Origin of the sequence: Gorillibacterium sp. CAU 1737, from assembly GCF_039888655.1 — a bacterium.
Taxonomy (GTDB): Bacteria; Bacillota; Bacilli; order Paenibacillales; family NBRC-103111; genus Gorillibacterium.
Genome location: NZ_JBDQQO010000006.1, coordinates 151935 through 164532 on the forward strand (window position 1 = coordinate 151935; position 12598 = coordinate 164532).

The following is a 12598-nucleotide window of genomic DNA, read 5'->3' on the forward strand; positions in this document are numbered from 1 at the left end:
GGGGGCCTCCTTTTCAAAAGGGTCTTCCTATCCTATACCCCCAAAAAGGTTACTTCGACCCACCCGCGAATGCTGTTGATGAACCAGATGCGGTCGCTTTCCCGCAAATCCGAAGCGGTGAGCGTCTTCTCCTCCATTTCACCGCGGGCGAGAAGCTCATCGCGGAAGGTCCCCGCGAGAAGCCCGGCCTCAACGGGAGGCGTCCACCGCTGCCCACCTCGTTCTACGACCAGATTGCCCCGGGTGAACTCGGTTAATTCTCCCCGCTCGTTCTGCAGCAGCACGTCGTAGGCGCCGTTGCCGGACTCGAATGCGCGGCTGTACAGCCCTCTCCGTGTCGTCTTGTGATAGAGGAACGGATCCCGGGAGTCAACCCGCTCCTCGGCCAGAACCGCTCGCTCAGGCCGACTCTGCGTCAGGTGCGACTCGGGAAGCGGCATAATGGGGCTGCTCGGCGGGGAAGAAACCCTGGATGGCGCCGGCGACAGGAGGGCGGCCTCATGCCGGACCGCGCCGTCCTCGGCTAGCAGCAGCCGAATCTTGTAGGCACCCTGGGGATGCTCGCGAGCAATGGACGCGAGGGCGGCTTCAACCTCTTCCTCCCGATACAGGAAGCCGAAGTATGCCGCCGACGCGCGGAGCCGCGCCCGATGCCGCTCCAGAAGCCAATACTCCCCCTCCCGGAGAAGCAGGCTCTCCAGGAGACAAAACGGCTCGATCGGGTGACGAAGCACGGCGGCCTTGGCCAGCGCCTCTTCATACTCTCCCGCTGCCGACGAATCCCAGGTTACCCCGCCGCCCACCGAGTATTCTGCCGTGGCTGCCGCCCGGTCCAGCCAGACGGTGCGGATCGGCACATTGAACACCAGCTTGCGGCCATAGGGCGCCGCATAGCCGATGGCACCGCAATAGACCTCGCGCGGCTCGGCCTCCAGCTCCGCGATGTGCTCCATGGTGTTCACCTTCGGAGCACCAGTCACGGAGCCGCATGGAAAGAGCGCGGCGAACAGCTCGACCAGCGTCGTCTCCGGCTCCATCTTGCAGGTGACGGTGGAGGTCATCTGGAAGACGGTCGGGTAAGACTCGATCTGGAACAGCTCCGGTACCTCGACCGTTCCCGTCACCGCCACCCTCCCGAGGTCATTGCGCAGCAGATCGGTGATCATCAGGTTCTCCGCCCGATCCTTGCCGGATACACGGAGACGTTCACGCTGCTGGTCATCCTCTCGAAGGAAACGCCCGCGCCGAATCGTTCCCTTCATCGGACGTGTGGTCAACCGGCCTTCTTCCACGCGGAAGAACAGCTCCGGCGATACGCTCAGCACCTCGAAGGCTCCGAAACGCAAATAAGCGCCGTATCCCGCCTTCTGTGCACGGGACAAGCGCTGGTAATAGGCTTCTCCGCTGCCGCGGAAGCTCGTTCGAAGCCGCATCGTGTAATTGACCTGATAGGTTTCCCCGGCGGCGATCGCTTCCTTGATCCGAGCGATCCGAGCGGAATAGCACTCCCGGCTTTCCGCCGGCTCCCACTCGCCCAGCTCAAAGCCGGGTGCTCCCTCCTCCGTCAACGTCTCCTCCGCCTTCCACGCGGAAGGCTCCGCATAGACGCCGAACCAGAGGAGCGGCATTCGCTGCCCCGCCCGAACCCGAAGGGCCGGATCGAAGGCCGGAGCCGCTTCATAGCTGATCGATCCAGCGGCGTAATAGCCGCGGTCCAGCGCCTGCTGGACACGCCGAAGAGCCGGAAGCACCTCCTCCAGCTGCGTCGCTTCAATCACTTCCAGCGGCTCGCGAAACGCCAGCGGCCCTTCTGGCTCGCCGTGAAACGCGAAGCCCAAGAACGGGTTCGATTCCATGTGCACCATTTCTCCCTTACCGAGGGATTCCCTCCGGGTTTCGGTTTCCCGTATCCGGGATAGAGGAACACTTACCCGCGGCTCTTTTCCTGACGATATTTTTGCGGGGACAGTCCGACGGCTGCCTTGAACACGCGGCCAAAATGCGTCACACTCTGATACCCCGTCTTCAGTGCGATTTCGGTGACGCTCATCTCCGTCGTAGCCAGCAGAAGCCGGGCTTCCTCCACCCGCACGTGATTGATGTAAGAGACAACGGGAAGTCCCGTCACCTGATGGAAAATTCGACTCAAGTAAAATGGGCTGATGTGAAACCGCTCCGACAATCCGTTCAGCGTGATCGGCTCTCCATAATGCTCCCCGATAAACTGAGCCACCTCGGAGACTTTGTGGTGAAGCGAGTTGGGGAACTCCGCCACCTCGGCGTGGCGCCCCTCCGTGATCCGAATGAGCAGCAGGATCAGCTCGGCAAGCAACAGCCGCGCATACCGCTCCGCCCCCGGCTTTTCCGCTTCCAGCTCGTACAGCATGCTGTCCACGATGCGGCGAATGACCGCCTGTTCCTTCACGCTCAATCGAATATGAGGAAACTGCGCGAACATGTCCAGGATGCGTTCCTCGTATTCGGGAAGCAGCCCGTCCAGCGCCTCCTTGCGAAAATGAATCAAAATCCGCTCATGCCCGTCCTTGCGCGCGCTTGAGGTTTTGTGAAGCACGTGAGTCGGGATGAGGACGAGATCGCCCTTGTGCATATGATAGGTGCGGTCTTTAATGAAGAAATACCTTTCCCCGGCTACCAGGTAATAGAGCTCGTACGCCTCATGGTCGTGATGGGTTTCGGTCTGCACCGCTTCCTTGTACTTCACAGCTTCCACCCGAACCAGTCGGTCGCCCGAGCCTCCAGGTCTTTCCGCAGCCATATCCGCACCTCCTTCCCTTGATTATGCCGAGGATCATGGGCAAACGCAAGTATTGTAGAAAATCGCGGGGACCTCTGTTCGTTTTCTATTCGAATCCTTCCATTTTGTCACCCAGCACCAGGGGAGGTCGTCCGCTTCTCCCCGTCTCAACAGGTGGCGAATTGCTGCAAATTGTGCTAGTCTCTGATTCATAACCCTTGCCCGGAAGAAAAGAGGAATGACCATGGATGTCCGTCACATGCGGCTGGATGACAAGACCAGCCCCACCTTCAGCGAAGAGAGAGAGGAGTACGAGCGCGACTATGCCCGGCTCATTCAGTCGCCGGCCTTTCGGCGGCTGCAGGGCAAGTCGCAGGTATTCGGAGCAGGCTCCGGCGACTATTATCGGACCCGTCTTACGCACTCGCTGGAGGTGTCCCAAATCGCCCGCGAAGCAGCGAGAAGACTCGGCAAGCAGTACCCTTTCCTCAGCAAAGGCGAGCATCCGGCCCTCATGCTGGAGCAGGCCGTCGTGGAGTGTGCAGCGCTCGCCCACGACCTCGGCCACCCTCCCTTCGGCCATAAGGGCGAGGATGTGCTGAACCAGCTGCTCCAACAGCAGTATGGAATGAAATACGAAGGCAATGCGCAAAATTTCCGCATCCTGATGTTTCTTGAAAAGCGGGCGGAGAGCGGCAGCGGCTTGGACCTGACCGCCGCCGTGCTGCTCGCGATCAACAAATATCCTTTTGCGCTCGAAGAGCCTGGCCGCTTGAAAGGCGTGTACGCCTCGGAATGGGAATCGATCCGTGAGCTCCGGGACAAGTGGCAAATCCCAGCAGGCTGCTCCACGCTCGAGACGCAGCTGATGGACTTGTGCGATGACATCGCTTATTCCACGCATGACATCGAGGACGGCATTCGCGCCGGCAAAATCCAGATGAACCGCACGTTCTTCGAGGACAGCTGGCTGCGCAAGCACCTCGTCGACGAGATCGTAAACGACGAGGGCAACTCCGAGGTCGGCTGGGATCAGGTCGACGTGGAGGCCATGGTCGGCCGCGTGCTCGACGCTTACCTCGACCAATGGGAAGAGGTCTACGCCTTGAGCGGCAAGGAATCCTCCCGCGCAAGGCGAGAGATGAAAGCCCGCTGGGTGAGTACCTTCGCCGGCCGCCTCGGCATCCTTGACGATCCCACTCGCGGCTGGAAGAAGGTCACCTTCGTGCGGGATGGGGAACAGGACTTCGAGCTGCTCCGTACGATGGAGATTTTGAAGAAGCTCGCGTGGGTAACGCTCATCAAGGATTTCCGCGTGCAGCGCCTGCAGATGCGCAGCGAAATCATGATCAAGCGGCTGTGGGAGAGCTTCATTGACGAAGAAGCCGGCAAGCGGATCATCCCGCCCGATTGGCTGGCGAACTATGAGCGGCACAAGGCGACCTGGGCCTGGCCGCGGTTTATCGCCGACTATCTCTCCGGCATGACGGATGCCTACGCCGAGAAGGTGTACACCGAACTCTTCGCCAGCAAGACCGGCTCCATCTATGAAATGGATTGAGCGCACTATGCATACAGGAGGATAAGCTTCTGCCTGTTCACAAGGAAAAAGCGACCGGTGCTTCGGAAGAAGCGTCGGTCGCTTTTGTGTTAGGAATCAAACTTCATTTCATCCAGCCTTCCATCGATTCCGACTCCAATTCCCCTTATCGAAATCGATGGCCAGCGCTTGTTTCTATGCTTCGCTTTCGCCCAGACGAATGAAGTCTGTCATGGAGAAGACCTCGACCTCACCGGCATCTGCCGAGGAGTAAGTCCAGGTTCCTTCTGCATGGGCAAGGAAATCAACCGTTACGGGAATGCCGGGAATCAGGTCGAAGAAGTTGTCCGTGAAGATACCGGCCTTCTCCGTGTAGAGCCAAACCTGACGGGCCAGTTTGTCCGTCTCCAGCGTGATGCGGGTCCCGCTCCCATCCTCGGTCTTCGATTCAGTAACCTTGAGGACGGGGGCTTCCAGCCGCAAGTGCTTGGATCGGACGAAGTAGTGCGTCTTCGCATCCACCACTTCCTGGTTGTTGTCCAGAAGCTCCATCAGGAGAAGAACTTCTTCCGGCCCCTTGTCCGCCGGCCATTCGGCATGATCGATCTTGATCGCTTCCACCGCTTCATTCGCCGCAAGATGAACGGGAACGCAAGTCTCCCGGACTACGGCTCCCTGGAAGTCCATCAGCCGGAGTCGTACCTGACCCTCGAAAGGTTCCGGACGATCGGAGACGACCTTGATGTCAAACAACCCATTCTTGATCTCGGCCGACACGATCACATCCCGGAAGCTCCGCTTGATGTGGTATTGCGCCGCTTTCCAGTGACCGTAGTAGTCCATGCTCGCCCAGGAAGCGACCGGCCAGCAGTCATTGAGCTGCCAGTACAGCGACCCCATGCAATACGGCTTGTTGCGACGATGCGCCTCGATGGCGATGGCCATCGCATCCGCTTGCAGCACCTGGCTCAGGTAGAGGAAGGACGGGAAATCCTTCGGCTCATGGAGATATTGCTCCATGTATTCCTTGATGAGCAGGTTGCCTTGGCCGTTCTTCTGGTGAACCTGCATGACCTTCGATTCCAGCTCCATGTCCTCCGGCTCGGCGTAGCGCAAGGCGCTCTTGTACTCCGGGAAGGACTGGAAGCCGTATTCGCTCATGAAGCGACCGACCACTTCGTTGTATCGTTCGAAGGGCTCCTTGCTGTGCCACACTCCCCAATAGTGAATATCACCGCTTGAGGGAGTACCCTTCGTGTGCTGGCGGATATCCCCCGTCAACTCCACGAGCGGTGAAGAAGGCCAGTAGTCCGTTCCAGGCATCAGGCGCTCCACCACATCCGGAAGCATGCGATGGAAGAGCTCTTCGTACCAGGACCAGATCGTCTCCCGACGTTCCGGGCTGTGCGGGTTCTTCCATCCCCATCCGGAGTTCTCGTTGAAGTGGGCCCAAGCTGAGTCGATCTCATTGTTCCCGCACCACAGGGCGATGCTTGCGTGGTTGCGCAGACGCTTCACGTTGTCTTCTGCCTCTGCTTTTACGCTGGCAAGGAAGGCTTCATCGCCTGGGTACATGCTGCACGCGAACATGAAGTCCTGCCACACGAGCAGACCGGCTTCATCACACAGGTCATAGAAGATCTTGTCCTCGTAGATTCCTCCGCCCCAGACCCGAATCATGTTCAGATTCGATTCCACAGCCGCCGCAATCTCGTGGCGATAGCGATCCGCCGTTACCTCGGAAACGAAGCTGTCATTCGGAATGTGATTGGCTCCACGGGAGAAGACGGGCTGACCGTTTACTTCTACGTAGAAGCTCGTCCCGTTTGCTTCGCGTTCGCGAATGAGTCGAATGGTCCGCAGTCCAGTGCGCACCGAATGCTCGCTTGTCGTCCTCCCAGCTTGGGAAAGCTCAGCGTGGAAGGTGTACAGGTTCGGCTCGCCGAGCCCACGGCACCACCAGAGAGAAGGCTGCTCGATGACGAGCGGAAGCTCTAGCCGATTTATACCCGCTTGAAGCTCAACCGTCTGTGTCCATTCCTGGCCGCCGGCTTCGATGCGGAGAACGGCCTCTCCGTTCTGTTCCGCTTCCACCTCCACCACCGCCGTCAGGCGAGCGGCCTCTTGGCGGATGTCATCCTGGCGGATGTACAAGTCCGTGATTCGGCTCTCGGACCAGCCGATCAGCGTCACAGGCCGCCAAATCCCGCTCGTGACGAAGCGGGGGCCCCAGTCCCAACCATAATGGTACGGGGCTTTGCGGGCGAAGACGCTGATCTTCTTGTCTCCGAGTCCGCCCATCTCCGACGTATCGTTCGGAGCCGGAAGCGGGAAGCCAAGCTTCTCCAGCTTCGGAACATCCTCCACGATCGGAGAACGGAAGCGAACCGTGAGCGTATTTCCTGTCGGCATAAGCAGTCCGGTCACATCGACCTTCCAGGTTCGGAACATGTTGTCCGCGGATAGCACGAGGCGTCCGTTCAGGAATACATCGGCATAGGTATCGAGCCCTTCAAAGAAGAGCTCCTGCTTCGACTCGGCCAGAAGCTCAGGCGTTGCCGCAAAGGATACCTCGTAATCCCAGTTCTTCTTGTCAATCCATTGCAAATCCAGCTCATTTGCGCCGTAGAACGGATCGGGAATCCGTCCGTTCTTCAGCAAGTCCGTATGCACACAGCCGGGGACATGGGCCGAAAGCCAGTCCGTATCCTCCGCCATTTTAAACCGCCAGCCATCCAACTGTTGAATCGTGTTGCTCATTTGTCCTCCACTATTCCGCCCACTGATGTTGAGCTTAAGGTAATTGTCCGATGAGTCCCAGGCGGAAGTTGGTCCCGTTGCAGTTCGAGCTTTTTCCATGGATGACTTCAATCTCACAAGTATGATCGCCGATTTCGAGGTCAAGTGCAAGGATACTCAGCCGGAACCAGCCGTCCGTGCCGACCCAATCCGGGCGCTCGCGGACTTCCGTCTGCCACTCCCCGCCGTCGAGGCGGTAGCGGAATTCGGCTGACGTCTTGCCGAAGTCAAAGCCGAGTGCGACTCCTCTTCCGTGGAAGGTGAAGGAGAGCTTGGCTCCAACGGCAGCCGTCTCAAGCGTACGATCGATCCACGGTATCCCGTTCAGTCGGCGAAGCACCCAAGGCCCGGTCGTCTGAACATCCGTCAACTCCACCAAGCTGGCAGATTGCCAGTTGCGCGGATCAAGCGGCTTTTCCATGGCTGTTTGGCGACGCTCCAGCCACGAAGCTGCCTCTGCCTCCGTAAGTGAACGCTCGCGCTCTGCTGCCAGGAAGCGGATGACGCTGGTTCCATAGCTGTAGCTTCCCCGGTTCGTCGGGTGAAGGCCGTCCGGCAACCACTCTTCCCAGCGCATATGGCCGCGCTTCACTTCGTCCAGCGCGTGAAGCCCCATCCAAACGGAACTCAGTCCATAATGCTCGGCGATGGCTTCGTATTGGGCGATGATCGGCGGCTTTTCGTCCTTCATCATGTATTCGTACATGGATTGGATGTACGTATAAACCAACACCACTTCACGCTTTGGATCGGCGAGCAGCTTGCGAAGGAGTCCTTCGAGGGTGCGTCCTCTCTTCTCGACCGGCTCATCATAGTCATTGACGGCAAACTCAACAAACACCAGCTCGGTTCCGCGATCGATCAGATCCCGCTCAGCGCGAAGGGACCCAAGATCGCTTCCGGTCGCACCGATCCCGGCGTTCTCCACCGCGATGTGCACACCGGGCAGTTGCTCTACGATCCAGGCGGTTACCGGCTCCGGCCAGTTGTGACGCGGACGTCCGTCCGTGATGGAGCCTCCGATGAAGCCCAGTGTCAGCGTTTCCCCTTGCTTTTTCGTCCAGGGTCCGGTAACCGGGCCTCGATGATTCCAGATGGATAATGTCATGGTCGAACTCCTCTCTACGGCAGCCTGTAGGTTTTTAGGTTGGGCAATTGCTCTCGGGTAATCGAGAAGGGATGGCTATAAAGCTTGTGCAGCATAAAGTGCTCCGTGTATTCCTCGGAATAGGGAAGCTTGCCCTCCTCATCGCGGGTGTACAGGAACTCCCCATACCAGGTGCAGTTCCATGCCCAGCGGACATTCTCTGCGAGCATTTGATCTGGATCCGGCAAAATGCCGTTCTCGGACAAGGCAATGATCTTGTTGGTGTTCGTATAAGCGAGCGCAGTATCGAACCGGTCCGCTTGCGGCGTATAGTCCCTCTTTGGCGGATAGATGTCTTCCCCGATGATGTCGACCGTCTCATCGCCCGGGTACCAGTCCTTGTGCTGGCCGTTCCAAACCCAGATCAGGTTATTTAACTCATGATCATTCGTCAAGCGATCATACAGCAGGTTCCAAAGCGCCAAGAATGGTTTGGGCCCCTTCGCCCCCCACCAGAACCAGCGCCCGCTCGCTTCATGAAGCGGCCGCCACAGGACAGGCACACCCGCTTGCTGAAGACGCTTGAGCTGAACGGCAATGGCATCGATATCCCGCACGAGCAGCTGGTAGCCCTCGGACGATGAGTCACTCATCGCTTCCTCCAGGTCAAAGCGGGTCGCTTCCGTATAGAAGCCCTTCTCCCACTTCTTGTTGTTGGGCAGATCAATCATGTCCTTGGGTGCCGTCCAATGCCAGCAGAAGGTGACGATCCCGCCCTCTTCCCACCAGCGAAGCGCATGATCCGTGTCGTGGCTGACCCCGCCCTGATTGACGCGTCCAGGTGAATAGTCCATGAAGTCAAAGCCGCCGACAGCGGGATAAAAGCCGGTTTCCCGATGGAGAATGTCCATTTCGGGTGTAGAATGAACTCCGATCTGCTGACCGGTAAGCATGTGCTTGCCGTAGGTATCGCACAGGTAAGCCATCAAGCGCAGGGCGGATTGATCCGCCCGCGGATTCACCAGCTTGGGCTCAACCTGATAGCGATCACGGCTCTTGTTCGATGATCCATTCATGGGTGAGAGGTTCTCCTATCCTTGATTTTTTCTTGTCTCTCTACTTGATCGTAAACACCAAATCGGATTTCTCCGAGTCGGGAGCTGTTACCATGAGCTTACCGCCGGCTGCCTTCGCCTCCGTGGTTGTCAAGCTTTGCCCTGTCCAGGGATCTGTCCAATTGACCGTATAGCTGCCGTCCTGCCAGCCATTGAATGTCACGCTCTTGCCGCCCAGCTTGCCCAGGTCCGTGACCATCCAGCCGTAGGACAACGTCGTCCCCTTCATCATCCAGGCTTCGGCCGTCTTTTTCTCGATAGTCGGAGCCTTCTTTGCCACCAATCGGGGATTCCGAATTTGAATGGCCACAGGGTCCGCTTCATTCGGCGTGCTCGTGGCATAAACCTTGAGGCCCCAGCGTTCCATCCGCGTAAGGTCCGCGCGGGTCAGCTCACGGTTTTTCCATTTGCCGCCGTCCAGCTTGACGCGTACGGTCGTCCATTTGCCTGCAGTGAGCGGAACATCGCCAGGATCGTCTGCCTCATTCCACTCTCCTCCAGGGAAGAGAACAGGCCGGGCAATCAATCCTTTCTGTGCGGCGGCGTCCACATGAACGTCGAAGACCAGCTCATCGTAACCGGACCAATCCTGCTCGGCAGCAGCCTGGTCGATCACCCCTTGCGAATATTGACCGGTCGCAAAACGAAGCTTGGCTTGAACCGTAGGCTTCTCGGCGTTTTCCACCGGCTGAACGGTTGTCCGGATGCCGTCTTTGTCCTTGTTGGCGTCCGCCCAATCCGGTATGCTCCAGTCCGCATAATCCTTGCCGTCCTCCATGGACAGTTCGGCTGGAAGCGGAACTTTCACGATCTCAGCCTCCGCTGCTAGCGGGTCGCGCGTCTCTTTGAAATCGATGGACTTGATGAAGTCAGAAAACACCTTCATCTGCGCAAGCATGGCGTCGTCTACCTTTGTATAATCCCACCAGATGGGCGACGATGCAAGTCCATTGGCCCAGGTCACCCAGAGAACGTTATGATAAGCTGTCTCGTCGGTGACGTTGCCCGTTTCCCCAATCATCAGCGGCTTCTCATACTTCCAGCGACTGGCGATATCCTCCGCATAAGAGCGATAGTCGAGGCTGTAGTAGTTTTCCCGATCCGCCAAATCCAATGTCTGGTAGCCGTGCTCCCAGAAGTCCTCCGCCCCACCGGCCATGGAGCCCATCGTCGGGTGTCCGTACGGGTCATGCTCCTTAAAATAGGTATGAATGCGGGTTACCCATTCGTTAGCTTTCGCCGGGTCACCCAGCACCCAGCCGTCGGTGCCGTTGATTTCGCAGATCAGGTCCCAGATGCCGATCGCACGGCTGTGACCGTAACGAGCGATGATATAGCGATACAGGTTCTCCTGGTACTTCCACATCTCTTCGCTGGTATAGAATTCAGAAGCTTCGCCAAGCGCGGAATATGCGTTCTTGGTCCAGGTGGTTGCCCATCCGCCTCCCAGCTTGTCCGCCAGAGAGTCATGCGGCCAGATGACGAAGCTCATGTTCAGATCACGTGTCTCAAACGAACCAAGAAGCTCATCGATCCGAGCGGCTTTCCTCATGTCGTAGCTGCTCAGGCCGGAAGCAACCGATTCCAGTTGCTCATTGCCGCCGCCGCTGCCGGAGTTGTCGTAATTCCCATTCCAATAGGTAACGAGATTGCCTCCGCTCGCTTTGATGCGATCCAGGCCCCATTCGTCGACTCCCCACGGATAGGCGACCCCAACCCCATAGAAGGAAGTGCCGTTTCGGTATTCCAAGGCCCGTTTGTTTTCCTGCGAAGGCTGGATCCAGCCGTTTGATGCTCCTTCCGTTACTTCAAAGGCGAGGGCATCTCCCTGGCTTTCTCCCGTCTTATCCTTCAAGTGGAACTGGTAGCTCCACTTGCCGATCTCGTCTGCGGCAAAACGCAGCTTCCACGCCGTTCCATCATAGAACCCATTGATGTTCCATACTTTGCCCGATGGTGCGGTCAGCACAGCGCCCAAGTCTACTTGAGCCGGATCGTATGGATTCATATAGTCCGCTTTTAGCTCGACGGTCCACTCCAGCTTGTCATAGCGCCCCACCGTCTCTCGGTCCGGTGTAACGTTCAGCAGCTGCGGACCCGGCATAACCGTCGCCGCAGACGAAGCTGAAGGTGACGGCTGCTCGGTAGCGGCAGGTTTGGCCTCTTTGTCTCCGCGGCCAAAGAGAAATACGGTCACCAGAATGAGAACCACTGCAGCCCCAACCGCTGCGATCAACCCGTTTCGTTTCCGTCTGTCCAATCCATCGCTCTCCCTTCGTTCATCCAAAAAACAATCTCCTTAGAGAAGCCAACGGCAAAGCGCAGGCGCTTTGCCGTCGTCAGATCAAGGATTAATTGGTGGTTTGGTTACCCGACAACCCCCGTACGCTCGACGCTTTCCACGAAGTGGCGCTGCACGAACAGGTACAGGACAATCAGCGGGATAATCGCAAGCAGAATCCCGGTATCTACGATAAGTGCAACGTAGTTTGGATCTGCCTGACCGCTTGTTCCAAGGCCCATGAGGACCGGCAGGAACTGGCTAGTGTCCGCAGGCAGCGACGCGATCTTGAGCGGCATGAGGCTGCTCTCACTCATGAAGAGCGAGGTGTAGAACGTGTCGTTGTAGGTCCAGACGAACGAGAAGAGGATGACCGTGATCATGGGAGGGATCGCGTTCGGAAGCATGATCTGGAAGAAGGTGCGGATGCCTCCAGCACCGTCGATCAATGCCGCCTCTTCGATCTCCTTCGGCAGTCCAATGAAGAACTGACGGAAAATGTAGATGAACAGACCGGATTTGAGTCCGTTGGCCGTAGCGGATGTGATGATGGACGGCCAGTAGCTGTTCAAGAGGTTGACGCCTTCCTTGCCGGTGATGGCGTGAATGATGCCCAGCACGTCAAAGCTGCGGAAGTGCAGGTACATCGGAACCATCAAGGTGCTCATCGGAACGAGGATGGTCAGGATCACCAAGGTGAACAGTATGTTGCTCCCCGGGAACTTAAACCTCGCAAATCCATACCCCGCAAGCGCGCAAGAGGCTGTCTGCAGCAGCATGACCACCACGACATAGAACAGCGTGTTGCCCAGCAGCGGCCAGTAATTGAGCAGGTCCTTCGCCAGCTTCAGGTTATCAAATGTAAAATGCATCGGAATCATGTAAATCGTCGGGTTGTAGATATCTTGTTTGTCTTTTAAGGCGTAAGAGATCTTGGTCAGGATGGGATACAGAATAATGAATGAGATCCCGATGATGAGCACGTAGCGGAAGATGGAGTAAAGCATATCCACCGTCTTGT

At 57.8% G+C, this 12598-nt stretch carries 8 protein-coding genes; 1 reads left to right on the forward strand and 7 read right to left on the reverse strand.

Features of this window, described 5'->3' with window-relative positions; all coding sequences use genetic code 11:
* Positions 1-32: 32 nt before the first annotated feature.
* Both pabB and AAFN83_RS14310 read right to left on the reverse strand, forming a co-directional pair.
* Positions 33-1856, reverse strand: a complete 1824-nt coding sequence (gene pabB / locus AAFN83_RS14305; protein WP_347770492.1) for an aminodeoxychorismate synthase component I — start codon at positions 1854-1856, stop codon at positions 33-35.
* A 71-nt stretch (positions 1857-1927) separates the two neighbouring features.
* Positions 1928-2776 (reverse strand): AraC family transcriptional regulator, encoded by an 849-nt coding sequence (locus tag AAFN83_RS14310; RefSeq protein WP_347770494.1) that lies wholly within the window; start codon positions 2774-2776, stop codon positions 1928-1930.
* A 223-nt stretch (positions 2777-2999) separates the two neighbouring features.
* On the opposite strand from AAFN83_RS14310, the gene AAFN83_RS14315 reads away from it, so the two are divergent.
* Positions 3000-4316, forward strand: a complete 1317-nt coding sequence (locus AAFN83_RS14315; RefSeq protein WP_347770496.1) for a deoxyguanosinetriphosphate triphosphohydrolase family protein — start codon at positions 3000-3002, stop codon at positions 4314-4316.
* A 174-nt stretch (positions 4317-4490) separates the two neighbouring features.
* Here AAFN83_RS14315 and AAFN83_RS14320 read toward each other — a convergent pair whose 3' ends face one another.
* From AAFN83_RS14320 to AAFN83_RS14340, 5 genes are all read right to left on the reverse strand, one after another.
* Complete coding sequence (locus AAFN83_RS14320; protein WP_347770498.1) at positions 4491-7055, reverse strand: beta-mannosidase; 2565 nt, start codon at positions 7053-7055, stop codon at positions 4491-4493.
* Positions 7056-7089: 34 nt separating this feature from the next.
* The gene (locus tag AAFN83_RS14325) at positions 7090-8202 is read right to left on the reverse strand and encodes an SGNH/GDSL hydrolase family protein (protein ID WP_347770500.1); all 1113 of its coding nucleotides are present in this window, start codon (positions 8200-8202) and stop codon (positions 7090-7092) included.
* A gap of 14 nt (positions 8203-8216) precedes the next feature.
* On the reverse strand, positions 8217-9257 hold the full coding sequence (locus tag AAFN83_RS14330; RefSeq protein WP_347770502.1) for a glycosyl hydrolase: 1041 nt from the start codon (positions 9255-9257) through the stop codon (positions 8217-8219).
* 40 nt (positions 9258-9297) lie between these two features.
* Positions 9298-11583 (reverse strand): DUF5060 domain-containing protein, encoded by a 2286-nt coding sequence (locus AAFN83_RS14335; protein ID WP_347770504.1) that lies wholly within the window; start codon positions 11581-11583, stop codon positions 9298-9300.
* Between the two features lie 80 nt (positions 11584-11663).
* Entirely contained in the window at positions 11664-12584 is a 921-nt protein-coding gene (locus AAFN83_RS14340; protein ID WP_481810512.1) for a carbohydrate ABC transporter permease, read from the reverse strand.
* Positions 12585-12598: the final 14 nt, after the last annotated feature.